Source organism: Breoghania corrubedonensis (assembly GCF_003053845.1).
Taxonomy (GTDB): domain Bacteria; phylum Pseudomonadota; class Alphaproteobacteria; order Rhizobiales; family Stappiaceae; genus Breoghania; species Breoghania corrubedonensis.
Genome location: NZ_QAYG01000005.1, coordinates 299,867 through 324,871 on the forward strand (window position 1 = coordinate 299,867; position 25,005 = coordinate 324,871).

17 protein-coding genes are annotated in these 25,005 nt (G+C 61.9%); 7 read left to right on the forward strand and 10 right to left on the reverse strand.

Going from position 1 to position 25,005, the window contains the following annotated elements; all coding sequences use genetic code 11:
• Positions 1-228: 228 nt before the first annotated feature.
• The 7 genes from C8N35_RS15175 to C8N35_RS15205 form a co-directional block, all read right to left on the reverse strand.
• Positions 229-1,602 carry a pyruvate dehydrogenase complex dihydrolipoamide acetyltransferase gene (locus tag C8N35_RS15175; RefSeq protein WP_107990535.1) on the reverse strand — a complete coding sequence of 458 codons (1,374 nt, stop codon included), beginning with the start codon at positions 1,600-1,602 and terminating at the stop codon, positions 229-231.
• Between the two features lie 12 nt (positions 1,603-1,614).
• Positions 1,615-3,015 carry a pyruvate dehydrogenase complex E1 component subunit beta gene (locus tag C8N35_RS15180; protein ID WP_107990536.1) on the reverse strand — a complete coding sequence of 467 codons (1,401 nt, stop codon included), beginning with the start codon at positions 3,013-3,015 and terminating at the stop codon, positions 1,615-1,617.
• Between the two features lie 18 nt (positions 3,016-3,033).
• A complete protein-coding gene (gene pdhA / locus C8N35_RS15185; protein WP_107990537.1) occupies positions 3,034-4,098 on the reverse strand; it encodes a pyruvate dehydrogenase (acetyl-transferring) E1 component subunit alpha in 1,065 nt (354 codons plus the stop codon).
• Between the two features lie 176 nt (positions 4,099-4,274).
• Complete coding sequence (locus C8N35_RS15190; protein ID WP_428977113.1) at positions 4,275-4,649, reverse strand: FtsB family cell division protein; 375 nt, start codon at positions 4,647-4,649, stop codon at positions 4,275-4,277.
• A 385-nt stretch (positions 4,650-5,034) separates the two neighbouring features.
• A protein-coding gene (prfB, locus tag C8N35_RS15195) for a peptide chain release factor 2 (protein ID WP_107990539.1) occupies positions 5,035-6,163 on the reverse strand; the annotation gives its coding sequence in 2 pieces (ribosomal slippage) (positions 5,035-6,093 and positions 6,095-6,163; 1,128 coding nt in all).
• A 126-nt stretch (positions 6,164-6,289) separates the two neighbouring features.
• Complete coding sequence (locus tag C8N35_RS15200) at positions 6,290-8,770, reverse strand: penicillin-binding protein 1A (protein WP_107990540.1); 2,481 nt, start codon at positions 8,768-8,770, stop codon at positions 6,290-6,292.
• A 359-nt stretch (positions 8,771-9,129) separates the two neighbouring features.
• On the reverse strand, positions 9,130-10,368 hold the full coding sequence (locus C8N35_RS15205) for an N-acetylmuramoyl-L-alanine amidase (RefSeq protein WP_107990541.1): 1,239 nt from the start codon (positions 10,366-10,368) through the stop codon (positions 9,130-9,132).
• Between the two features lie 787 nt (positions 10,369-11,155).
• Between C8N35_RS15205 and C8N35_RS15210 the strand changes: the two genes are divergently transcribed.
• The gene (locus C8N35_RS15210) at positions 11,156-13,867 is read left to right on the forward strand and encodes a ribonuclease E/G (RefSeq protein ID WP_107990542.1); all 2,712 of its coding nucleotides are present in this window, start codon (positions 11,156-11,158) and stop codon (positions 13,865-13,867) included.
• 103 nt (positions 13,868-13,970) lie between these two features.
• Here the strand turns inward: C8N35_RS15210 and C8N35_RS15215 are convergent, their stop codons facing one another.
• Entirely contained in the window at positions 13,971-15,077 is a 1,107-nt protein-coding gene (locus C8N35_RS15215; RefSeq protein WP_107990543.1) for a pyridoxal phosphate-dependent aminotransferase, read from the reverse strand.
• A gap of 197 nt (positions 15,078-15,274) precedes the next feature.
• Here C8N35_RS15215 and C8N35_RS15220 point away from each other — a divergent pair, with 197 nt between their 5' ends.
• The 6 genes from C8N35_RS15220 (at position 15,275) to aat (ending at position 21,184) form a co-directional block, all read left to right on the forward strand.
• Positions 15,275-16,753: a M48 family metalloprotease gene (locus C8N35_RS15220; protein WP_245926801.1), complete on the forward strand. Its 1,479-nt coding sequence runs from the start codon at positions 15,275-15,277 to the stop codon at positions 16,751-16,753.
• Positions 16,754-16,930: 177 nt separating this feature from the next.
• Positions 16,931-17,728 carry a DsbA family protein gene (locus C8N35_RS15225; RefSeq protein WP_107990545.1) on the forward strand — a complete coding sequence of 266 codons (798 nt, stop codon included), beginning with the start codon at positions 16,931-16,933 and terminating at the stop codon, positions 17,726-17,728.
• A gap of 341 nt (positions 17,729-18,069) precedes the next feature.
• Complete coding sequence (gene aroQ / locus C8N35_RS15230; RefSeq protein WP_107990546.1) at positions 18,070-18,510, forward strand: type II 3-dehydroquinate dehydratase; 441 nt, start codon at positions 18,070-18,072, stop codon at positions 18,508-18,510.
• Positions 18,511-18,540: 30 nt separating this feature from the next.
• A complete protein-coding gene (gene accB, locus C8N35_RS15235; RefSeq protein WP_107990547.1) occupies positions 18,541-18,996 on the forward strand; it encodes an acetyl-CoA carboxylase biotin carboxyl carrier protein in 456 nt (151 codons plus the stop codon).
• Between the two features lie 9 nt (positions 18,997-19,005).
• Entirely contained in the window at positions 19,006-20,358 is a 1,353-nt protein-coding gene (gene accC / locus C8N35_RS15240; protein ID WP_107990548.1) for an acetyl-CoA carboxylase biotin carboxylase subunit, read from the forward strand.
• A gap of 136 nt (positions 20,359-20,494) precedes the next feature.
• Complete coding sequence (aat, locus tag C8N35_RS15245) at positions 20,495-21,184, forward strand: leucyl/phenylalanyl-tRNA--protein transferase (RefSeq protein WP_107990549.1); 690 nt, start codon at positions 20,495-20,497, stop codon at positions 21,182-21,184.
• Positions 21,185-21,263: 79 nt separating this feature from the next.
• On the opposite strand, the gene C8N35_RS15250 is transcribed toward aat, so the two are convergent.
• Together C8N35_RS15250 and C8N35_RS15255 are read right to left on the reverse strand one after the other, a co-directional pair.
• Entirely contained in the window at positions 21,264-21,794 is a 531-nt protein-coding gene (locus C8N35_RS15250; protein ID WP_107990550.1) for a DUF2155 domain-containing protein, read from the reverse strand.
• Positions 21,795-21,914: 120 nt separating this feature from the next.
• Positions 21,915-24,770, reverse strand: a complete 2,856-nt coding sequence (locus C8N35_RS15255) for a valine--tRNA ligase (protein ID WP_107990551.1) — start codon at positions 24,768-24,770, stop codon at positions 21,915-21,917.
• Positions 24,771-25,005: the final 235 nt, after the last annotated feature.

Genomic DNA, 25,005 nt, shown 5'->3' on the forward strand with positions numbered 1-25,005 from the left:
TCGATATCTGCGACCGGTCCGCAGTGATGCAAAAGGCCGCCGAAAGGGACCTCCTTCCGCATGCGACCCTGGCCTGCCGGCCGGGACCCGGAAACCACGGGATCGGCGCCCCTGCCCCAATCTTGCACCCCGGGCACTGGGGCCCGGGTCTCCGCCGATGCCAGGCCCGCGATGACATCGAGAATAAAGCGTCCGCACCATTTCGGCGCGGACGCCGGTACCGGTCGTTCAGACCAGCATGCTCATCGGGCTTTCGATGAAACCCTTGAATGCCTTGAGGAGCTGAGCGCCGAGGGCGCCGTCTACCGCGCGGTGGTCGGTGGCCAGCGTCACTGTCATCATCGTGGCGATGGCGACCGCATCGTCCTTGACGATGGCCCGCTTCTCGCCCGCGCCGACCGCCAGGATCGTGGCGTGCGGTGGGTTGATCACAGCGTAGAAGTCACGCACCCCGAACATGCCGAGGTTGGAGACCGCCGTGGAACCGCCCTGGTATTCGGACGGCTGCAGCTTGCGGTCCTTGGCCCGCTTGGCCAGACCCTTCATCTCGTTGGAGATGGTGGACAGCGTCTTTTCCTCCGCGCGGCGGATGATCGGCGTGATCAGACCGCCCGGAATGGAGACCGCGACGCCGACGTCGGCGTGCTTGTGAATGACCATGTTGGCTTCGGTCCACGAGGCATTGGCCTCCGGCACCGCCTTCAGCGCGAGCGCCTGCGCCTTGATGATCATGTCGTTGACCGACAGCTTGTAGGCCGGGTTGCCGTCCTTGTCCTTCGGTGCGCTCGAATTGAGCTGGGCGCGAAGGGCCAGCAGCGCATCGATGTTGCAGTCCGCCGTCAGGTAGAAGTGCGGAACGGTCTGCTTGGATTCGGTCAGTCGGCGCGCGATGGTCTTGCGCATGCCGTCATGCGGCACGAGTTCGTAGGAGCCATCCTCGAAGAGCTTGAGGACAGCATCGTCGGACGGCGGTGTCGCCATGGTTGCGCCTGCGGCCTGAGGTGCCGCCTTCGCGGGGGACGCCTCGGCGGCTGCAGGTTTCGCAGCACCCGATTTCATCGCCGCTTCCACATCGCGCTGAACGATGCGGCCGCGCGGGCCGGAGCCCTTGACGGCGGTGATGTCGAGATCGTTGAGCGCAGCGATGCGACGGGCAAGCGGCGATGCAAAGACGCGCTCCCCATTTGAACGCGGCACCGGGCCTGCCTTGCCGCCTTCAGGCGGGGCCGACGTTTTGGCAGCACCATCCGCCGATGCCGCTTCCGTCTTTTCCGCCTTGGGCGCGTCGGCCTTTTCCGCCTGCGGTGCGGGCTTGGCGCTGCCTGTGGAACCCGCATCGGAGATCGCGCTCGCGTCCTCGCCCTCTTCGAGCAGGATCGCGATACGCGCGTTGACCTTCACGCCTTCGGTGTCGTCGGGCACGAGGATCTTTCCGACCGTACCTTCGTCGACGGCTTCCACTTCCATGGTCGCCTTGTCGGTCTCGATCTCGGCGATGACATCACCGGACGAAACCGTATCGCCTTCCTTGACGAGCCACTTGGCGAGCTTGCCCTCTTCCATCGTGGGAGAGAGCGCCGGCATCAGAATATCGATGGGCATTTGCGTCCCTCCTCAAGCCGTGTAGGTCACGGCCTTGACCGCATCGATCACATCCGCGACCGAGGGCAGAGCCAGCTTTTCCAGATTTGCCGCATAGGGCATCGGCACGTCCTTGCCCGTCACGCGGGCAACCGGCGCATCGAGATAGTCGAAGGCCTTTTCCATGAGCTGGAAACCGATTTCGGAGGAAATCGAGCAGATCGGCCAGCCTTCTTCCACCGTCACGCAGCGCCCGGTCTTCTTCACCGAGGCGAGAACCGTGTCGATGTCGAGCGGGCGAACCGTCCTGAGGTCGATCACCTCGGCATCGATCCCCATCTCCGTCAGTTCCTCCGCCGCCTTCATGGCATAGGTCATGCCGATGCCGAAGGAGACGAGGGTGACATCCGCGCCCGCCTTCACGACCTTGGCCTTGCCGAGCGGCACGGTCCAGTCGTCGATCTTGGGAACCTCGAAGGACTGGCCGTAGAGGATCTCGTTTTCAAGGAAGATGACCGGGTTCGGCGAGCGGATAGCCGACTTCAGAAGTCCCTTGGCGTCGGCGGCCGACCAGGGCTGGACAACCGTCAGTCCCGGCACGTGCGCGTACCAGGAGGAGTAATCCTGGCTGTGCTGGGCGGCGACGCGCGCGGCGGCGCCGTTCGGACCACGGAACACGATCGGGCAGCCCATCTGGCCGCCGGACATGTAGAGCGTCTTGGCGGCGGAGTTGATGATCTGGTCGATCGCCTGCATGGCGAAGTTGAAAGTCATGAACTCCACAATGGGCTTCAGCCCGCCGAGCGCCGCACCGACGCCGAGCCCCGCAAAGCCGTGCTCGGTAATCGGCGTGTCGATCACCCGCTTCGCACCGAACTCGTCGAGCAGGCCTTGCGTGATCTTGTAGGCGCCCTGGTACTCGGCCACTTCCTCGCCCATAACGAAGACGTCGCCATCGAGCCGCATCTCCTCGGCCATGGCATCACGCAGCGCCTCGCGCACGGTGGTCGTGACCATCTCCGTACCTTCCGGGATTTCCGGATCGCTCGCGGGCTCCGGCCCCTTGGGCGCGGCGGCGACGGGCGCGTTCGCGGATTCGGACGGCGCCTTCTCAGTCCCCGGCTCAGGTGTCGCCTGCGGCTTCTCGGAAGTCTCCTCGGATGCTGCCTCAGCGGCGGCGGAGACGTCCTCTCCCTCGCCCGCGAGGACCGCAATCGGCGTATTGACCTTCACGCCCTCGGTTCCCTCGGATACCAGGATCTTCGCTACCGTACCCTCGTCGACGGCTTCCACTTCCATGGTCGCCTTGTCGGTCTCGATCTCGGCAATGACGTCGCCGGAGGTAACTGCGTCCCCCTCCTTGACGAGCCATTTGGCGAGCTTGCCCTCTTCCATCGTCGGCGAGAGGGCCGGCATCAGAATCTCAGTCGGCATGATGTGTATCCCTTCGCCTCAGCGCAGAATGTCGGTCCAGAGCTCCGACGGATCGGGCTCGGGATCGGTCTGGGCGAATTCGGCCGCTTCGCCGACAAGAGCGCGCACGTCCTTGTCGACGCCCTTGAGCTCATCTTCGCTCGCCCACTTCTTGTCCAGAAGCCGCTTGCGCACCTGCTCGATCGGATCGTGTTCGGTGCGCATCTTCTGCACCTCTTCCTTCGAGCGGTACTTGGCGGGATCCGACATGGAGTGACCGCGATAGCGATAGGTCAGCATCTCCAGAATGTAGGGTCCCTTGCCTGCCCGGCAGTGAGCGACGGCCTTGTCGCCGGCAGCCTTGACGGCCCGCACGTCCATACCGTCGACCTGCTCTCCGGGAATGTCGAAGGAGGCGCCGCGTTCGGACAGGTCGACATTGGAGGACGCGCGTTCGACGCTCGTGCCCATGCCGTACTTGTTGTTCTCGATGATGTAGATGACCGGCAACTTCCACAGCTTCGCCATGTTGAAGCTCTCGTAGACCTGTCCCTGGTTGGACGCGCCGTCGCCGAAATAGGCGAGCGTCACGTTGTCGGTCTCGCGGTAGCGGTTGACGAACGCAAGGCCGGTGCCGAGTGACACCTGCGCGCCGACGATGCCGTGACCGCCATAGAAGGCCTTCTCCTTGGAGAACATGTGCATCGAGCCGCCCTTGCCCTTGGAGTAACCTCCACGGCGGCCGGTCAGCTCGGCCATGACGCCCTTGGCTTCCATGCCGGTGGCCAGCATGTGGCCATGATCGCGATAACCGGTGATGACCTGGTCACCCGGCTTCAGCGCCATCTGCATGCCCACCACCACGGCCTCCTGGCCGATATAGAGGTGGCAGAAGCCGCCGATGAGGCCCATGCCATAGAGCTGGCCGGCCTTTTCCTCGAAGCGACGGATGAGCAACATGTCGTGATAAGCGACAAGCTCTTCTTCTTTGGAGAATTCCGCAATAACCGGCGTCTTTGTCGCGGTCCGGCCTGTCGATTGGCGGGAACGCGAGCGCGTACCCCCCTGGCTGCTGGAGGCAGCGGTTTTGGGTTTGGTAGCCATTGGCCCTCGTCTCGGTGACGTTTCCCTAGAACGTGTAGCGGAAGTTACTTGAGGGAGAGTGTCAATCCAAGAACGCAAAACACCTCTTTGAAAGTAGCTTAACTAATTGGACTAGCGTGTAAATTACATAATTAATCAGAATTCGGTTGATTGACCATGATAAACCAAATTTCGGTTTATTTCGTCCCGTCACGGTCATTGCGCAAAATGACGATCTCATCCGGATGAGCCAGGTTGAGACTGTCGCGGGCGCGCTCGTCGATCATGTCCGGGTCCAGACTTTCCGGCCGCAACAGCACGACGCGGCGTTCCAGCTTTTCGCGTTTCGCCTTCAATGCGGCGAGCTTCGTCTCCAGGGCGTGCGCATCGGTCTCCAGCCGGCCACGAGCGATAAGCCCGTAATCGCCGGACAACGCATGCAGCGCGAAATAGAGCAAAAGTGCCGCCAGCACCCCGGGAAGGATGAGCCGACGAAGGAAGGATTTCTTTCGCTGTCGGGTATACATGGGAAACGCGGACACTCTACGCAGGTACTCAATGTCGTCGATCATCGACCAGCAGGCTTAATGGAGCGTTGAGACGGGAAATAAAAGTCTTTCATTGTCTTCAACAATCAACACATCAACGCCGCCGGATACGGTAATGACTTAAGCAGACGATCCGCATCCCCGCTCTCCCGAGCGCGCAGGCAGCCTCGTGCCGTTTTCCAAGTGCCACACAGCCACGTCGTGGCACGCACATGCGAAGCGAACCGGGATCGGAAAGGATCGGGCGTGGGCAACCACATATCAACCGGGTTCAAAGGTGCGCGACAGGCGGCGCCGGCGTACCGGCACATCCCCCGCATTCCTAGGCTGCTACTGTAAAGAAAAGCCGCGCACTCACGGGGAGCGCGCGGCACAATGCGCGATAGCGGCCTTAACCCCGTAAGGCCTCTCAATCGATATCGGTGACTTCAGCCGTTTCGCCGCCGACCCGATGTGCGAGGGCTGCCTCCATGAAATCATCGAGGTCGCCATCGAGAACGTCTCCCGGCGAGGTCTTCTCAACGCCCGTCCTGAGATCCTTGACCATCTGATACGGCTGCAGGACGTAGGAACGGATCTGGTGGCCCCAGCCAATGTCGGTCTTTGAGGCCGCGTCGGCATTGGCCTTTTCTTCACGGATCTGCAGTTCACGCTCGTAAAGACGGGCCTTCAGCATAGACCAGGCCGTGGCCCGGTTCTTGTGCTGGGAGCGCTCGGCCTGACACTGCACGACGATACCGGTCGGATTGTGCGTGATGCGCACGGCTGAGTCGGTCGTGTTCACGTGCTGACCGCCCGCACCCGAGGCGCGATACGTGTCGATCCGGCAATCGCTTTCGTTGATCTCGATGTCGATCGAGTCGTCGATCACCGGGAACACCCAGACCGACGCGAAGCTCGTATGCCGGCGCGCCTGGCTGTCGTACGGCGAAATCCGAACAAGCCGGTGAACGCCAGATTCGGTCTTGACCCAGCCGTAGGCATTGGGACCCTTGATCTGAACCGTGGCGGACTTGATGCCCGCCTCTTCACCCGCGTGAACTTCCAGGACATCGGTCTTGTAGCCATGCTTTTCAGCCCAGCGGATATACATCCTGAGCAGCATGTTGGCCCAGTCCTGGCTCTCCGTACCGCCCGCGCCAGCGTGGATTTCGATGTAGGTGTCGTTTCCGTCGGCTTCGCCGGACAGAAGCGTTTCCACCTGTCGGCGATCACTTTCCAGCTTCAGCGCCCTGAGAGCGGATTCGGCCTCGGTTACCACGGAGGTGTCATCCTCCATCTCGCCGAGCTCGATCAGCTCCAGATTATCGGAGAGCTCGGCCTCCATGCGGCGCACAGCTCCGATGTTCTCTTCCAGATACTGCCGCTCGCGCATCTGCTTGCGCGCGTTCGTCGGGTCGTTCCAGAATTCGGGGTTTTCCGCAGCCGCGTTCAGTTCATCCAGACGTGAGATCGCACGATCCCAGTCAAAGATGCCTCCTCAGCAGGCTGAGTGCCTGCTCGATCTCATCAACGATCGTCTGCGTTTCCGGACGCATCGCACATGCCTCGCAAATTTGGTTTTTTGACAAGGAAAAGGGCCGACCAGACGTCGGCCCATTCCTGAATCCGGCGCGACCATACTGAGCCCGCCGCCTCGTGTAAACCGGCCCGCTTCGGGGGCCTCAATAGAGACCGCCGGTCCCCGTCATGATTGCCCGGTCCGCCTCCGGCGTCACCTGGCTCGGCTGCCCCGAGTCGTCCTGATAGCCGATGATCGAGTAGTTGTCCGGCGGCGCGGTTCCCGGCTTGAAGGCCTCGAGAATCGTCCCTGGAGAGCCCGCCGTGGCGCGCAGCCCGGTACGGCTATCGATCGGTATCAGTTTGATGCCCGGCGGCACGCGGAACTCAACCGGCGGCTTGTCGGCGAGCGCCTGCTTCATGAATTCGGTGAAGATCGGTGCGGCGACATGGCCGCCTGTCATGCCGTGCCCCATAGGCCGGGGGGTGTCGTAGCCAACAAAGACGCCGACAGTAAGGTTGGGCGAAAAACCCATGAACCAAGCATCGCGCTCATCGTTGGTCGTTCCCGTCTTGCCCGCGATCGGGCGTCCGACGGCACGCACGCTCGTCGCCGTGCCACGCTGAACCACCCCTTCCATCATCGACGTGATCTGATAGGCGGTCATCGGGTCGAGCACCTGTTCGCTGTTGTCGATCAGCTTCGGCTCGTCCTGACCATGCCAATCGGTGGCATCACAGCCTTCGCATTCGCGCGCGTCGTGCTTGTAGATCGTGCGCCCATAACGATCCTGGATACGGTCGATCAGCGTCGGCGTTACCTTGCGCCCTCCATTGGCGATCATCGAATAGGCGGTCGTCAGGCGCAGCACCGTCGTTTCGCCCGCACCTAGCGCCATGGAGAGCACCGGCAGCATATTGTCGTAAATACCAAACCGCCGGGCATATTCCGCAACCAGCGGCATGCCCATATCCTGCGCGAGGCGCACGGTCATGACGTTACGCGATTTCTCGATGCCCGTGCGAAGCGTGGAAGGACCATAGTACTTTTTGCCGTAGTTCTGCGGCTGCCAGACCTCTCCGCCGGCCTGCTCGACGGAGATCGGCGCATCCATAACGACGCTCGACGGCGTGTAGCCATTGTCGAGCGCGGCCGAATAGACGAACGGCTTGAACGAGGAACCCGGCTGGCGATAGGCCTGCGTGGCGCGATTGAATTCGCTCTGGTCGTAGCTGAATCCGCCCACCATCGCCTGGACACGCCCGGTGAAGGGGTCCATGGCCACGATCGCGCCCGAGACTTCGGGCACCTGACACAACTTCCAGGCCGTGCTATTGCCGCCGGCAGGATCCGGGATCTGTTCCACATAAACCACGTCGCCGACCTTAAGCACGTCATCCGCACCCTTGATGGAACGCGTACCGTCCTTGACGCGGCGGATCCACTTGATCTCGTCGAAATCGATGTGTCCGCGCTCACGGTCGGTGGAGAGTTTGCCGGACGCAAGCTCGTTCGGCTGGATACCGATGCTTGCCTGCCCGGCATTGACGTCCAGCACCACCGCGAGCTTCCACTCCGGAACGTCCTTCAGCCCCTCGACCTTGCCGACAAGCCCGCCCCATTCGCCCCCATTCAGGTCGACATGATCGACCGGGCCACGCCACGTGCCATGCTCCTTGTCGAACTTGATCAGACCGTCCATCAGCGCCTTGCGGGCTTCTGCCTGCATTTTCGGATCAAGCGTGGAGCGCACGGAAAGACCACCGTTGTAAAGGCGATCGTTGCCGTACATGTCCTTCACTTCGCGGCGCACTTCCTCGGCGAAATATTCGGAGGCAAAGAGCTGCGCGCCGGTTTGGCGCGGCGTGACCTCGAGCGGCTCGGCCTTGGCCTTCTCGCCGTCTTCGGGGGTGACGTAGCCGTTCTCGACCATCCGGTCGATGACCCAGTTCCGCCGGGCTATCGCCGCTTTGGGATGTCGGAAGGGATTGTAGTTGTTCGGCCCTTTCGGCAACGCAGCCAGATAGGCAGCCTCCGCGACCGTAAGTTCGTGAACCGACTTGTCGAAATAGAGAAGTGACGCCCCTGCAACGCCATAGGCTCCCATGCCGAGATAGATCTCGTTCAGGTACAGCTCCAGGATCTTGTCCTTGGAATAGGCATCTTCGATCCGGAGCGCCAGAATGGCTTCCTTGATCTTGCGCTCGTAGGAAACCTCATTCGTCAGCAGAAAATTCTTCGCCACCTGCTGCGTGATCGTCGATGCGCCTACAGGTCGCCGATCCGCGCCTGACAGCATATTGCGCAGATTGATGACAACCGCGCGCGCCACACCGGTAATGTCGATACCGGGATGATGGTAGAAATTCTTGTCTTCCGCCGAGATGAACGCGTTCTTCACCAGATCCGGAATACCCTGGATCGGCAGGAACATACGTCTTTGTTCCGCATATTCGGCGATCAGACTGCCGTCGGCGGCGTGCACACGGGTCATTACGGGCGGTTCATAGTTCTTCAGCGTCGTATAGTCGGGCAGATCGCCCGTGATCGTGGACAGATACCAGGCGCCCCCGGCGGCCACGACCAGGAAACAGACAGCTCCGATCCCGAAGATGTAACCGAAGAACTTGAGCAGAAATTTCATATAACGAGCTCTTCCGTATCAGGCTCTTTTCGTGGACGAAGGACCGTACAGTCCTGATTTTTCTACGTATTCCAACCGCGAAGCCGCCACCGCCGTCACTCGCTTCCAACTTTGAAAGCAAGGCATCGGAGGTTCCGCCGAAACCAGTCCTTGCGACATTCCTTGCGATAAAGAGACACAAGATACTGACCTTGTCGCGCGTTGCCGGCCGGAGCTTCAGATCGGCCGCGCCCACGTAGCACAGCGAAAGCTGATCGTCGCCTGCATCGGTCACTATTGTGGCGATGCTGAGGCGTGCATGTTGCTCTCGCGCCACACGCACACACACCGGCAAACATCATCATTCCGCCGTTTTCGCGCTACTGCCCCTGCGCAAGGCGCGGCTGAAAAAACCGGTCAATGCTCGTAACCATCGCACTTGCCGCCCGCTCCCGCCACTCACCGGAAAGCAGCAAGCTCTCATCGTGCTTGTTCGACAGGTACCCCAGTTCCACCAGAACCGACGGCACGTCATAGGCCTTGAGAACCCGAAAGCCCGCTGAGCGCCAGGGATTCTTGATCAACTTCACCGCACTCTCGAATTCCGAAACGAGCGTTCGCGCGAAAAGTACCGAGAAACTCTTGGTTTCCCGACGTGCCAGATCGATCAGAATATCGGCCACGTCATCCGGCTCATCCTCCAGATCGGCTCCGGCGAGTATGTCGGAACTGTTCTCCCGCTTCGCAAGCGCCGCGGCAATCGCATCCGATGCACGCTCCGACAGCGTATAGACCGTCGCGCCGCGCACATAGCTCTGCGGAGCGGAATCCGCATGAACGGAAACGAAAAGGCTGGCCCCCTGCTGGCGCGCGAATTCAACGCGCTTTCCCAACGGGATGAAGCGATCGTCGTCGCGGGTCATCAGCACCTCGTAGGTGCCTTCCGCATCGAGTTTCGCCTTCAGGAGTTCCGCGAATTCGAGAACGACATTCTTTTCGTAAACACCGTCGACGCCGACCGCTCCGGTGTCGATGCCGCCATGGCCGGGATCAAGAACGATAACCGGACGACTGGACGAAACATCGCCAACGACCTTCCGGTCGCCTTTTTCAGCCGTCTTGCCTGTCGCCTCGGCATCCGGACGCGGATAGTCGGAAAGGAACGCCTCGCCCGTCGTCTTGACGAAATCGATCACCAGTCGCGCCGGCTGATTGTCGACGGAGGGGAGCACAAAAGACTTGTCGATCCGCGCCGGCCCCGAAAGATCCAGTACGATGCGTGACTTTCCCGGTGCGATCAGGCCGTAGCGCCATGCCTTGATAAGGCCGCGTCCCACATCTCCCGACTTGGGCGGCAAATCGAAACGCACCTCGGGCATATCCAGAATCACACGATCGGGAGCAGCGAGCGCGGAAGCCGCAAAGGTCACAGGGCGACTGAGATCCACAATGAAGCGCGTGCGCGCGGAATCGCCGACGACACGGGCCGAACGTGCGACCACCGTCGCCGTTTCGTCCCTCGGCCCGTCGTCCGTATTTGCGTCCGCCGCAAGCGTAGCGGTCGCGTAAACGGCTGCGAACGCGACGGCGAGCGCTGCGATGGTTTGCCTGAGCTTCATTGCGGAATTTGCTTCCCCGACATGCGTCGGGACCCGTTTTCGAACCTGCCCTTCGCGCCCGTTCAAAGACAGGCGCAGCGTCCTTTTCATAGGACATTACGGGCCCATGGTTAACCGGGTCTTTCGCTTATCGCGTGAAGAATTCCCAGCATCGAACGCGGCGGCGCGCACGTCTTCGGATATCGCCTCTGGAACGACACTCGATCCGGCCGCGGAAAGGTCGCGACTACGTGGCGTTAGCTATCGCGACAGCTTATCTTGCCAACAGTGCATTGCATCCTTAAAAGAACAAGTTGGATTTAGGTCACCGCGCGACTCATTCCGCCGTCAGGGGCGCCGCTTCCTGACGGGACCCAGTGCAGGCCGGTCTTCGCGAGCGCGTTTTCGAGGACATATGCCCGCAACTTTGTCTCGCCTGCCTGCTCCCCTCGCGGTTTTCCGTGCGGGACGCCAGGCAGGCATCGGAACTGGCGTGGTTCCAATCCAGGGATTGATACCGTGCAGGATGCGGCAAGACCGGGCACGGACCGCACGGTCGGCGACGAGCCGACCTTACCGAAATTCGACAGTCAACGAGCGTTGCGATGAGCGACCGCGCTGAACCGAAGAGCAGATTGGAGACGTCAGGCGCCTCGTCAAAGGCCGCCTTCCCGTCCGCTCCGGTTAACGCAACGCCCGCAACACGCTTCAAACATAACCGAGACAGACAAAGCGACCATGCGGACGGAACACATATTCGGCAGCGGACAGCGCCGGTTCCACGACGTGGTCGTGGAGACCCCCTTCAATGGCAAACAAGATGCTCATCGACGCGGCGCACCCGGAAGAGACCCGGGTCGTCGTGGTGCGCGGCAATCGCGTAGAAGAGTTTGATTTCGAGGCCGCGAACCGCAAGCAGTTGCGCGGCAACATTTATCTGGCGAAAGTTACTCGCGTAGAACCGTCGCTTCAGGCGGCCTTCGTTGATTACGGCGGCAACCGGCACGGATTTCTGGCCTTCTCGGAAATCCACCCCGATTTCTATCAGATCCCCATGGCGGACCGAAAGGCCCTCATGGAGGAGGAAGAGGAAAACGAGGAAGAGCCGGTCGAGGCAGCGCCTGCGCGTTCCCGGCGTGGATCGCGGGTCCGCAAGAAGGTCGAGCCCGAAGAGGGCGGCGATGAGGCGGACGACACCGACCTGCAGGACGCGACTGCCGATAACGGCGACGAGTCCGAGGATAACGGATCCGAAGAGAGCGACGAGGATCCGCGCGGCTCGTCCAATGGCGATGGCGACGCAGATGACCAGGTCGAGTCCGTCGGCGCAGAAGACGCCATGGAAGAAGTGCCCGTGCGCCGTGCGCGCCCTGCCCGCCGTCACTACAAGATCCAGGAAGTGATCAAGCGCCGCCAGGTGCTGCTCGTCCAGGTCGTGAAGGAAGAACGCGGCAACAAGGGTGCGGCGCTCACCACCTATCTGTCTCTCGCCGGCCGCTATTCGGTGTTGATGCCCAATACCGCCCGTGGTGGCGGCATTTCGCGCAAGATCACCTCCGTCCAGGACCGCAAGCGTCTTAAGGCGATCGCCGGTGAGCTGGATGTGCCCGAAGGCATGGGCGTCATCCTGCGCACGGCAGGTGCCAGCCGCACCAAGGCCGAGGTCAAGCGCGACTTCGAGTATCTGCTTCGGCTGTGGGAGAATGTGCGCGACCTGACGCTCAGGTCCATCGCACCCTGCCTCGTCTACGAGGAAGGCAGCCTGATCAAGCGGTCTATCCGCGATCTCTACAACAAGGACATCGACCAGGTTCTGGTATCCGGTGAAGACGGCTACCGGGAGGCCAAGGACTTCATGCGCATGCTCATGCCGAGCCATGCCAAGAACGTCCAGCCCTACCGCTCGACGACGCCGGTGTTCACCCGCTACGGCATCGAACCGCAACTTGACGCGATGTTCTCGCCCCAGGTGACGCTCAAGTCCGGCGGCTACATCGTCATCAACCAGACCGAGGCGCTGGTCGCCATCGACGTCAACTCCGGCAAGTCGACCCGTGAGCACAACATCGAGGATACCGCCACCCAGACGAACCTGGAGGCGGCTGAGGAAGTCGCACGCCAGTTGCGGTTGCGCGACCTCGCCGGCCTGATCGTCATCGACTTTATCGACATGGAAGAGAACCGGAACAACCGGGCTGTCGAAAAGCGAATGAAGGACTGCCTGAAGTCCGACCGGGCTCGCATCCAGGTTGGTCGCATCTCCCATTTCGGCCTGCTGGAGATGTCGCGTCAGCGTATCCGCACCGGTGTTCTGGAAAGCTCAACCGAGCTTTGCCCGCACTGCCGCGGTTCGGGGATGATTCGTTCGGTGGAATCGGTCGCGTTGCATGTCCTGCGTGCACTCGAAGATCACCTGCTGCGCCATTCCGGCCACCATCTCAACATCAAGACCCAGACACCGGTCGCGCTCTACATCCTCAACCAGAAACGCCATCACCTGATGGAGCTGGAGGAGCGCTTCGGTCTCAACGTTTCGCTGACGGCGGACGAAGATATCGGCACCCAGCACTATGTGCTGGAGCGCGGTGAAGCTGTCGTGCGCGATCCTGATGCGCCCCCTGCTCCCACCATCGTGCAGCCCGACACGATCACGCTGGAAGAGGAAGAGCCGGAACCTGCCGACCTCGACCTCGAAGAGGATGCGGAAGAGGAAGAGGAGGTGGAGAGCGCGCGTTCGGAGGACTCCGGACGTGGCAAGCGCCGCCGCCGCCGCCGCCGTCGCACGACTGGTGACGAACAGGAAAACCGCGAGGCCTCCGACCAGGGTGATGGCGAAGAGGATGACGGTGAAGCCGGCACGAGCGAGCCGGACGCCTCTGCCGAGCAGAACGGAGAAAGTGACGAAGATCGCCGCCGCAAGCGTCGTCGGGGCCGCAGGGGTGGCCGCCGCGGTCGCCGCAATCGCGACGAACAGGGCACGTCACAAGAAGATGGCGACGCCGAAGGACAGAACTCGTCAAACGACGCACAGGATGACGAGCAGAACGGCGCAGTGGTGAGCGAAGCGGCCACGCCCGATGTCCAGGAGGCAAAATCCGAAGCCGGGTCCACGGAAGCCGAGTCTACGGAAGCCACTGAGGCGGAACAGCCTGCTGTCGCCTCTCAGGAGACCGAGACGGCAGCGGCGGTAGAGCCGGAAACGTCCGGTCCGGAGGAGACAGAGCCGGAATCCGATCAGCAGCCCTCTCCAGATGAGCTGACCTCTTCGCAAGCCGAGGTTGTTCAGGCGGAGACGCCCGAACCCGATCAGGCGGAAGAAGCCCCGGTGTCGTCCGAGCCGGAAGCCGAGCCTGAAGCGGCTTCGGACCCGCAGGTGGCCGAAGAAGAGGCTCCGGCAGATGAGCCGACGGAAGCCCCCGAGCCGGCGATGGCCGAGGTTGAGGAGAGCACCTCAGGCGGTGAAGGCAAGGAAAAGCCGCGCAAGCGTTCCGGATGGTGGCAGCGCCGCTCGTTCTTCTGAACGAAATAAAAGTGCGTGAATGCGTGAAAAGGCGGCCTCTTGGCCGCCTTTTCTCATTTATCGGATGAATACGAAAAAGAGCGCCCCTGCAGCGAGTGCGGGGCTACTTGAGCCACGCCGTCAGCCGGTCCATTGCCGCGATCATGTCCTTATGACTGCCTGCAAAGGAAAAACGCAGATAACCGTTGCCCCGGTCGTGATCGAAATCTGCCCCGGGGGTCGTCGCAACCCCTGCTTCCGCCAGCATTCGGCGCGTAAAATCGCTGGAATCGTTCGTGAAAGAGCGCACCCCCGCGTAGACATAGAATGCGCCATCGACCGGCAGCAATTCCTGAAACCCGACCTTTGGCAGACGATCGAGCAACAGCGCGCGGTTGCGCGCATAGCCGGCTTTCACGATTTCCAGCTCCTCCGTCGCATCGAATGCCGCGATGCCCGCACGCTGCGAAATGTCCGGCGCGCAGATGTAAAGGCTCTGGGCGATGCGCTCGATCGGACGGACAAGCGCTTCAGGAACAATCATCCAGCCGACCCGCCAGCCGGTCATGCAGTAGTATTTGGAGAAGGAATTGATGACGATCGCATCGTCGCAATAGCGCAATGCGGTGGCCGTTTCCCCCTCGTAGACGAGACCGTGGTAGATCTCATCGGAAATGAACCTGATTCCAAGTTCCTGCGCGCTTTCGCAAAGGGCCTTCAGCGCATCGGGCCGCATCATGGTGCCGGTCGGATTGCCGGGACTGGCAATCAGCACGCCCGCGAGCGGCTTTTCCGCATGCGAACGCTCGAGCAGATCGGGCGTCAGAGCCCACCGCGTCTCCGGCCCGACGGAGATTTCCACCGGCTCCAGACCCAATGCCTTGAGGATGTTGCGGTAGGCCGGATATCCCGGCGAGGTGAGCGCGATCCTGTCACCGGGATCGAACGCGCCCAGGAATGCGAGATTGAAACCGGCCGAGGAACCCGTCGTGACGATGATGCGGCTTTCCGGCACGTCCACGCCATAGGTCTCGCGGTAGTGACGCGAGACACGGTCGCGCAGAGCCTTGATTCCGCGCGCCTCGGTATAACCGAAATAGCCATTGGCCAGAGCCTCCTGCGCCGCGTTGATCACCGCGGCCGGCGCCCGCGCGCCCGGCTGGCCGATCTCCATATGGATGATCTCTTGTCCCAGGGCCTCCCTTCGGGACGCCTCCTCCATCACGTCCATCGCAAGGAACGGCTCGACTTCAGAACGGCGAGAAGCTCTGAGAACCAATGGAATGTCTCCCTTGAATTGAGGTTGCGCCGCCAGCGTCCGTGCCGCCGCCGATTTGCCGCAATCGGCATATGTCGTCAGCCATGGTTGACCGCACTCCCGCGGCTCACCTACGTTCCCCCGGTCGCCGACCATGGAGGATGCAGCGCGTGAATACACGTCCCCTAGCGCAGAAACGCAAGTCGTTCCAGAACGGATCGCTGGTGAACGCTGCCGCTGGCAGGTCGGTCCGACGCGTCCGAAGCCGCCTTTTTTCGCGGCTATCCTCGATTGCCATCGCCGGCCTTCTGGCTTTCCAGACCGTTGCGCCGATGCCGGCGGAGGCCCAGCAGCGTGGCCGGCGCCTGCCTGTGGTGCGCGATGCGGAGGTGGAAGCGCTGCTGCGCGACTATGCAGAGCCGATCCTGCGCGCGGCAGGTCTGGCCGGCGGTTCGCTGCAGATCATCCTCGTCAACGACCGCAGCTACAACGCCTTTGTCGTCGACAGCCATCGGATGTTCATGAATGTCGGTGTGATCATCGATGCCAAGACGCCGAATGAAGTGATCGGCGTCATTGCGCACGAGGTCGGCCATATCGCCGGCAACCATCTGGTCCGGTTGCGCCAGGCGGCGGCAAACGCCCAGATCATGGCCGTTCTCGGAACGTTGCTCGGCGCCGGTGCGATCGCGGCCGGAGCCGCCTCCGGTGCCGGCGGTATCGGTCAGGGCGGCGGGGCCATGGTCGGGCTTGGCGCAGGTCTCGCCCAGCGCTCGCTCCTTTCCTACCAGCGCTCGGAGGAAGCGACCGCCGACCGTTCCGCCATCAAATATCTGAATGCCACACACCAGTCGCCCAAAGGCATGCTGGATACCTTCAAGAGGTTGGCCGACCAGCAACTTTTCGCCGCCCAACACGCCGACCCCTACGCCCAGAGCCATCCGATGGCGCGCGACCGCGTGTCGATGCTGGAAACGCTGGCCAAGCAAAGCCCCTATTACAACAAGAAGGATCCGCCGGCCCTGCAGGCGCGACACGACCTGGCCCGCGCCAAGCTCATCGCCTTTGCCGGTAGCCAGGGGGCGGTCGCGCGCACCTATGGGAAGGGAAGTAGCCTGCCCGCACGCTATGCCCGCGCCATCTTCACCATGCAGTCGGGCAATCCGCGCGATGCCCAGCGCTTGATCGACGGGTTGGTGAATACACAGCCTAAAAACCCTTACTTCTGGGAACTGAAAGGCCAATCCCTGATCGAATCCGGCCATCCGGCCGCCTCCGTGGCGCCTTTCGAAAAAGCGGTCGCATATGCGCCAAAGGAGGGCCTGATGAAAATCTGGCTCGGCTACGCGCTGGTAGCGACCGGCAAGGACGCCTACCTGAACAGGGCCGTAGGCCTGCTCAAGACCGGACTGCGCGAGGAACCGAACTCGCCCCTCGCCTACAGTCAGCTCGCAATCGCCGAGGCGCGGCGCGGAAATCCGGCCCTCGCCGATGTGGCCACCGCCAAAAGCATGATGCTGTCGGGTCAGTTCCAGATCGCGCGGAAGTTTGCGGCGCGGGCTCAAAAAAGATTGAAACGCGGATCGCCCGGCTGGCTCCAGGCTGATGATATCATCTCCTACAAGCCGCCCGACTTTCAGCGCCGTTGACGCGAGAACCGGGAAGACAACAAATCGCCGTCGCCTTGTGATTGACCCTGACGAGAGAAGGCGGCAAGGCTCGTGCCTGCGACATCCGTCTGCGCGCAAGGCACACCAGCCTGTGCGCGCATCCAGACGGCCAGACGCCAAACAGGACAAGACGTCCACTAGGAAAGAAGCACGCTCATGATCACCACCGGCCGCCTCGTGGCATTTGTCGCAGGCATCGTTTTCGCTGCCGCTCCCTCGCTGCTCGCCATCAACGCCATGCGCGCCCAACCAGCGCCGGCTGAAACGGCGGCGGTTGCAGCCTCCCAGCCGATCGGCGGTGACTTCATCCGTACCTATCTGATGGAGAACCCGGAAGTCATCCGTGACGCCTTCTACGAACTGGAACGGCGCAAGGCGGAAGCCGAGCAGAAGGCCCGCGTCGCCACGATCACCGAGAACAAATCCGTGCTGTTCGATTCGACACGGCAGGCAGTGCTCGGGAATCCGAAGGGTGACGTCACTCTGGTCGAATTCTTCGACTACAATTGCGGCTATTGCAAACGCGCCCTCGGCGACATGAACCGGCTGATTGACGAAGACCCGAACCTGCGCGTCGTGCTGAAGGAATTCCCGGTTCTCGGACAGGGATCGGTGGAAGCCGCACAGGTTGCTGCGGCGGTAAACCTGATGGCACCCGACAGGTATAAGGACTTCCACGAAAAGCTGCTGATGGAAAAGGGCCGCGCCAACGGCGCAAAGGCGATCGAGGTGACCAAGGAAATCGGGCTGGACCAGGATGAACTGGCCAAGGCGCTCAAGGATCCGGAAGTCGGGGCGACGATCGATGAATCCTATTCCCTCGCGAAGACCCTCGGTCTTACCGGCACGCCTTCCTATGTTGTCGGCGACGAAGTCGTTTTCGGTGCGGTTGGCTATGATGAGCTGAAGACGAAGATCAAGGACATGCGGGCCTGCGGTTCAACGTCCTGCTGAACCGGTAATCGCGCGGGTCCGACAAAGGCTCGCGCGATTGCCTCGCGTACCGGTTTCCGGACCCGCGCCCGCGCCGCGTCAAACGATGGCTCTAGCCCCTTCCCCGGGCGCATTTTCCCCGCCTTAGCGCCCACGCGGCCTCATCGGGAGCGCGCAAGGGGTTTTCCTGCTCTTCGTGACCCAATATAAGAAGGCAGTCCGCGATTTCAGCGGGACGAGCGCACGTCCCGAATCGCGCAGCGTCCTTCGGAGCCTTTGGCCCGGAACACGCAGTGTCAGGAAAACGGGACCGGCCCTCACCTCGAAGGAGCCGCCGGACCGGTTGTTGCGGCGGGGAGCGAATGGCATCACCCATTTTTGTCCTGAACGGACCGAATCTGAACCGGTTGGGCACGCGCGAGCCCGAGGTATACGGACGCACATCGCTCGCCGATATCGAACGGCTCTGCCGCGAAACCGCAGAAGATATCGGGTTTGAGCTGGAATTCCGACAGACCAATTTCGAAGGAATGCTGGTCGACTGGATCCAGGAGGCAGGGGATCTCGCGCAGGGGATGATCATCAACCCGGCCGCTTATACCCATACCTCCGTGGCCATACGCGATGCGATCACCACGGCTGACATTCCCACAATCGAAGTGCACCTGACAAACATCTTCGCGCGGGACGCATTTCGCCATCATTCCTTTGTATCGCCTGTAGCCTATGGCGTGATCTGCGGATTCGGCGCCACCGGCTATCGATTGGCGATCGAGGCCCTTTCCGAAGTGATCCGGGCCTGAAAAGGCATCCGGTCTTAAACGAAAAGCAACATGTCAACCAAGAACAAGTCCATAGACCACGACCTGATCCGCCAGCTCGCAACGCTGCTCGACGAGACCAATCTCTCCGAGATCGAGGTGGAACAGGACGACCTTCGTATACGCGTCGCGCGGCAGCTTTCGGTCAGCGCACCCGTTGCCGCGCCGGCACCGGCGGCCCCGACGACCGCAGCGGCACCGGCAGCAGGCGCTGCCGCGGATCCGTCCAAACAGCCTGGCGTCGTCAATTCGCCGATGGTCGGCACCGCCTACCACTCGCCGGAGCCGGGCGCCCGCCCCTTCGTGGATATTGGCGATACGGTTCGCGCCGGTCAGACAATCATGATCGTGGAAGCGATGAAGACCATGAACCAGATTGCGGCGCCAAAGGCCGGCACGGTCAAGGAGATCCTGGTGGAAGACGGCCAGCCGGTCGAGTTTGGCGAGCCGCTGCTGGTCATCGAATAGGCGGTGCCCATGTTCAGCAAGATCCTCATCGCCAATCGCGGCGAAATCGCCCTGCGCATCCTGCGGGCGGCAAAGGAACTTGGCATTGCCACCGTTGCCGTGCACTCCACGGCCGATGCCAATGCCATGCATGTCCGCCTGGCGGACGAGAGTGTGTGCATCGGCCCGCCGGCCGCACGCGACAGTTACCTCAACATTCCGAGCCTGATGGCCGCCTGCGAGATCACCGGCGCCGACGCCGTGCATCCCGGCTACGGCTTTCTGTCGGAAAACGCCCGGTTTGCGGAAATCCTCGAGGCGCACAAGATCGGTTTCATCGGCCCGTCTTCGGAACACATCCGGATCATGGGCGACAAGATCGAGGCCAAGCAGACGGCCAGGCGCCTTGGCATTCCGGTTGTTCCGGGGTCCGATGGCGGCGTCACCGATCCCGTTGACGCAAAGCGGATCGCCGCCGAAATCGGCTATCCGGTCCTGATCAAGGCGGCGGCCGGCGGCGGCGGACGCGGCATGAAGGTGGCGCGCCGCGAGGACGAACTGGAAGAAGCTTTCCAGACGGCCCGAACCGAGGCGCGCAACGCCTTCGGCGATGACGCCGTCTACATGGAAAAGTACCTCGAAAAGCCCCGCCACATCGAGATCCAGATACTGGGCGACGGCAAGGGCAACGCGATCCACCTGGGCGAGCGCGACTGTTCACTGCAACGCCGGCACCAGAAGGTGCTCGAGGAGGCCCCCTCGCCCGCGCTCAACGATGAACAGCGCAACCGCATCGGCTCCGTCTGCGCCAACGCGATGGCGGAACTCAAATATTCCGGCGTCGGAACGATCGAATTCCTCTATGAGAACGGCGAGTTCTATTTCATCGAAATGAACACCCGCCTGCAGGTGGAGCATCCCGTCACCGAGATGATCACCCGCATTGATCTGGTCAACGAACAGATCAGGATCGCCTCTGGCGGAGAACTGTCGATGCGCCAGGAGGATATTCACCTCTCTGGCCATGCCATCGAATGCCGCATCAACGCTGAGCATCCGCGCACCTTCGCGCCTTCGCCCGGCAAGATCACCTACTATCACCCGCCCGGCGGTCTGGGTGTGCGCGTCGATTCCGGCGTCTATGCCGGCTATTCCATCCCGCCACACTATGACAGCCTGATCGGCAAGCTGATCGTGCATGGCCGGAATCGGGTGGAATGCATGATGCGCCTGCGCCGCTGCCTCGACGAGTTCGTCATCGACGGCATCGAAACGACGATTCCGCTGTTCCGCGATCTCGTCGACAATCAGGACATCGCCAACGGGATGTACGACATCCATTGGCTTGAGAAATATCTGGCGGCCGCACCGGCCACGGACTGACCAAATCAGCGGTCCGCCTGCGGGAGAATTCCCGCTTCGCGGACCGCTGCGACGCTCTCCGTCTGGTCATGTTGCCGCAGATGACCTAACTACGGTGAAAGGGCCGACGCTGGCCCACAACCCGACGAAGCCTCCCATGGCAGTGCACGACGAATCCACCCAGCTCACGATCACACCGCAGGTTCTGCTGAAAGCCTACGCGTGCGGCATCTTCCCGATGGCGGAGTCCGCCGAAAATCCGGAGCTGCACTGGATCGAGCCAAGCTGGCGCGGGATCATTCCACTCGATCATTTCCATGTTCCCAGACGACTGAAACGTACGGTTCGCGCGGAGCGCTTCGAGGTGGTGATCGATCACGATTTCGAGGGTGTTCTCGATGGCTGCGCCGCCCCCGCGCCGGGCCGCCGCAAGACGTGGATCAACGAACCGATCCGGCAACTATGTGCCGAGCTTTTCCGCCTCGGCCATTGCCACACGGTGGAATGCCGGCAGGACGGCCATCTCGTCGGTGGTCTTTACGGCATAGAACTCGGCGGCGCGTTCTTCGGCGAAAGCATGTTCTCCTTCGAACGCGATGCCTCCAAGGTGGGGCTCGTGCATCTGGTCGCACGGCTCAAGGCCGGCGGGTTTTCCCTGCTCGACACCCAGTTCGTCACGGATCATCTGACGACATTCGGCGCTTTGGAGATTTCCAAATCCGATTATGCCGTATTGCTGGATCGCGCGATCATGAACGACGATGCGCATTTCCATGCGTTGCCGGACAGCATAAGCGGCGCCGACGCCCTGAAGGCGATCGACGCGTCCGACTCGGACAACGATTGACGCCCACTCTCCCGACACACGCCACACCCGGAGCGAAAAAGGCGCAGCCCCCACGGGGCCGCGCCTGAACGTTTCGCCATCACGGCTGAACTTGCGGCTTATCCCGAGGAATGTTGGGGGGCGGCGCGTTCGGATCCCGCGGTGTATCTCCGAGCGGGTCATTCGGAGCAACCTTCTGAATGACCGGCGGACCATCATAATTGTCTGGCGGCGGTACGTTTGAGGATTGCTTGCAGTCTGTCAGCCACACGTCATAGACAGGATGTTCCACGGCATGCAGGCCGGGACTTGCGGCGAACATCCAGCCGGTGAAGATCCTGCGGACTTCGTTGTTGAGAGTGATCTCGTCCACTTCCACGAAGGCATCGGTCTGCGGCTGCTCGGTCGGCGGGCGCGAATAGCATACCCGCGGCGTGACCTGCAGCGCACCGAACTGCACCTTCTCGCCGATATAGACATCGAAGGAGATGATGCGTCCGGTGATCTTGTCGAGCCCGGCGAACTCGGCAACCGGGTTGTTGATCCGTTCCGCATGCGCGGGGCCCGCGGCGCCGGCAAGCGTGCCTGCGATGAGGGCCGCAGCGAGGCGACCAGTCTTGCCAATCGTCATTCTTTCTCCCGCAAGCCGCTGATTATTGGCGCTCGCAACGCGATTCGGCCAAGGTTTAGCACCCCGTTCAGCCACGAAAAAGGCAAGGCGCATGAGACGCCTCGCCTTCGCGTGTGAACATCAGCCCATCTGCGAAAGTCGGGCCTCTGCCTGTTCCACCTTTGCGCGGAGCTCGATGAATTCCGCTCGCTTCTCCTTTTCGCCCTCGACGACCTCTTCAGGCGCCTTCTCGACGAATTTCGGATTGCCGAGCTTCTTGTCGATGCGAGCGATCTCGCCGTCCAGCCGGCCGCGCTCCTTGGCAAGGCGCGCCTTTTCGGCATCCAGATCGATGACGCCGGCAAGCGGCAGGCAGAGCGTCAGGCTTTCCAGCACAATCTGTGCCGATCCCTTGGGCGCGGTGTCGGCCTGTTCGATCCTGTCGATGCGTGCCAGCCGCTTGATGGCCGCATCGTGCGTGGCGAGCCGTGCGGATGTCGCGGCATCGGCACCGACCACGATCAAGGGCAAGGTTGCTCCGGCCGGCACATTCATCTCCGCACGCACGGAGCGGATCTGCGAAATGAGATCTATCAGCCAGTTGATCTCCTGAGCGCTGTCTCCGTCGAGCGGCGCGATGTCCGGCCAGGCGGTCAGCGCCAGAAGCCCCTCTCGCGCCGGCCCCCCTTCGCCCGTACGTGCCCACAGTTCCTCTGTCAGGAACGGCATGAAGGGATGCAGCAGCTTGAGGATCTGGTCGACCGCCCAGGCCGCCGTCGCCTGCGTCTCGCCCTTGGCGGCGGCATCGTTACCAGTCAGCACCGGCTTTGCGAGTTCGATGTACCAGTCGCAGAAGGTGTTCCAGACGAAACGATAGATGCCGTTGGCGCCATCGTTGAAACGGTACGCCTTGATCGCGTCGGTGACCTCTTCCACACAACGTGCGGTTTCCGTCACGATCCAGCGGTTGAGCGTCCCCTTGACCGTCGTCGGTTCGAAGCCTTCCGCGCGCGCGCATTCGTTCATCTGAAGGAACCGCGTCGCATTCCACAACTTGGTAGCGAAGTTGCGGTAGCCGGCGACACGGTTCGTCGCAAGCTTGATGTCGCGTCCCTGCGCCGCCATGGCCGCAAGCGTGAAGCGCAGAGCATCCGCCCCGTACTCATCGATCAAGCTCAGCGGGTCGATGACGTTGCCCTTCGACTTCGACATCTTGGCGCCCTTCTCGTCGCGAACGAGCGCATGGATGTAGACGTCGGCGAAGGGCTCTTCCTTCATGAAGTGGAGGCCCATCATCATCATCCGGGCCACCCAGAAGAAGATGATATCGAGGCCGGTCACCAGCACGGAGGTCGGATAGTAGCGCTTCAGTTCGGCCGTCTCATCCGGCCAGCCGAGTGTGGAGAACGGCCACAGCGCGGAGGAGAACCAGGTATCGAGAACGTCTTCCTCGCGGGTCAACTCCACGGCCTTGCCATAGTGCTTCTGCCCAAGTCCGGCCGCCTCCGTCTCGTCGTGGGCGACGAAGACCTCGCCATCGGGTCCGAACCAGGCCGGAATCCGATGTCCCCACCACAGCTGACGCGAAATGCACCAGGGCTCGATGTTCTCCATCCACTCGAAGTAGGTCTTTTCCCAGTTTTTCGGCACGAACTTGGTGCGCCCCTCGCGTACCGAGGCGATGGCCGGGGCAGCAAGGGTCTTGGCGTCCGCAAACCACTGGTCCGTCAGCATCGGCTCGATGACCACGTGAGAGCGGTCGCCGAAGGGCTGCATGATTTTCTTGTTCTCGACGAGCGGAACGTCGTTGCCGTCCTCATCCTTGACGGTAACCGACAGCCCGTCAGCGTTGATGGCAGAGACGATCTTCTCACGCGCCTCGTAGCGATCGAGGCCACGGTATTCGTCCGGCACCAGGTTGATGGCGTCTACATCGGCTTCGCCGGGAAGCTCGCCGCTCTCCACGATCGCCTTGGCCATCGCCGCACATTCGGCATAAGGCGCACCGTCCGTGCGCATCGCGGCCTGCTCGTTCATGAGCCGGTAAAGCGGGATCTTGTTGCGCTTGGCGACCTGATAGTCGTTGAAATCGTGCGCACCGGTGATCTTGACCGCGCCCGAGCCGAAATCCGGGTCCGGATATTCGTCCGTGATAATCGGGATCAGACGGCGGTACTCTTTCGGCCCCACCGGGATCTCGCACAGCTTGCCGATGATCGGAGCATAGCGTTCATCGGAAGGGTGAACCGCAACCGCACCGTCGCCGAGCATCGTCTCGGGACGCGTGGTCGCGATGGAGATGTAGTCGCGCGTCTCGCGAAGGGTGACGTTTCCGTCCTCGTCCTTTTCCACGTATTCGTAGGTCTCGCCGCCGGCCAGCGGGTACTTGAAGTGCCACATGTGGCCGTCGACCTCGGTGTTCTCCACCTCAAGGTCGGAAATCGCGGTTTCGAATTTCGGGTCCCAGTTGACCAGTCGCTTGCCACGATAGATCAGGCCTTCGCGGTAAAGCTGCACGAAGACCTTGAGAACAGCCTCGGACAGCCCCTCATCCATGGTGAAGCGCTCACGCGACCAGTCACACGAGGCGCCCAGGCGCTTGAGCTGGTTGAGGATCATGCCGCCCGACTCGGCCTTCCACGTCCACACCTTCTCCACGAAGGCCTCGCGGCCGATCTCGCGGCGTCCCGGCTCCTGGCGCTCAGCCATCTGTCGCTCGACGACCATCTGCGTGGCGATGCCGGCATGATCCATTCCCGGCTGCCAGAGAACATCGTTCCCGCACATGCGGTTGAAGCGCACCAGAATGTCCTGAAGCGTGTTGTTGAGGGCATGCCCCATATGCAACGAGCCGGTTACGTTGGGCGGCGGAATGACGATGCAATACGGGTTTGCTCCAGCCCGGGCGCCAGCGCCTGCACGAAACGCGCCGGCTTGTTCCCAGTCTTGCGAAATCCGCGGCTCGATCGCCGCAGCATCATAGGTCTTGTCGAGCATGGAATCCTGTCTCGTCACTCATGTCGTTGCCGGCGCACGTGGGAGATTTGCGCGCGCAACGCGGCACTCGCTCGTGTAAATCGGATGGTCGCCGCCAAGTCAACCTGCACGCAGCGTCACCGGCGTCAACCGAACCCGAAAAGTCAGTGACCTCCACCCGAGGTGGAGGTTTGAAACGCTGCGCTTGAACCACTGGAAGTGGTTTTGTTAGCGCCTAGTAGCTACGATTGAACAG

Coding starts and splice junctions, on each gene's coding strand:
- C8N35_RS15175 (WP_107990535.1), bottom strand. CDS start 1,602: ATGCCCATCGATATTCTGATGCCGGCGCTCTCTCCCACGATGGAAGAG.
- C8N35_RS15180 (WP_107990536.1), bottom strand. CDS start 3,015: ATGCCGACTGAGATTCTGATGCCGGCCCTCTCGCCGACGATGGAAGAG.
- pdhA (WP_107990537.1), bottom strand. CDS start 4,098: ATGGCTACCAAACCCAAAACCGCTGCCTCCAGCAGCCAGGGGGGTACG.
- C8N35_RS15190 (WP_428977113.1), bottom strand. CDS start 4,649: ATGATCGACGACATTGAGTACCTGCGTAGAGTGTCCGCGTTTCCCATG.
- C8N35_RS15200 (WP_107990540.1), bottom strand. CDS start 8,770: ATGAAATTTCTGCTCAAGTTCTTCGGTTACATCTTCGGGATCGGAGCT.
- C8N35_RS15205 (WP_107990541.1), bottom strand. CDS start 10,368: ATGAAGCTCAGGCAAACCATCGCAGCGCTCGCCGTCGCGTTCGCAGCC.
- C8N35_RS15210 (WP_107990542.1), top strand. CDS start 11,156: ATGGCAAACAAGATGCTCATCGACGCGGCGCACCCGGAAGAGACCCGG.
- C8N35_RS15215 (WP_107990543.1), bottom strand. CDS start 15,077: ATGGACGTGATGGAGGAGGCGTCCCGAAGGGAGGCCCTGGGACAAGAG.
- C8N35_RS15225 (WP_107990545.1), top strand. CDS start 16,931: ATGATCACCACCGGCCGCCTCGTGGCATTTGTCGCAGGCATCGTTTTC.
- aroQ (WP_107990546.1), top strand. CDS start 18,070: ATGGCATCACCCATTTTTGTCCTGAACGGACCGAATCTGAACCGGTTG.
- accB (WP_107990547.1), top strand. CDS start 18,541: ATGTCAACCAAGAACAAGTCCATAGACCACGACCTGATCCGCCAGCTC.
- accC (WP_107990548.1), top strand. CDS start 19,006: ATGTTCAGCAAGATCCTCATCGCCAATCGCGGCGAAATCGCCCTGCGC.
- aat (WP_107990549.1), top strand. CDS start 20,495: ATGGCAGTGCACGACGAATCCACCCAGCTCACGATCACACCGCAGGTT.
- C8N35_RS15250 (WP_107990550.1), bottom strand. CDS start 21,794: ATGACGATTGGCAAGACTGGTCGCCTCGCTGCGGCCCTCATCGCAGGC.
- C8N35_RS15255 (WP_107990551.1), bottom strand. CDS start 24,770: ATGCTCGACAAGACCTATGATGCTGCGGCGATCGAGCCGCGGATTTCG.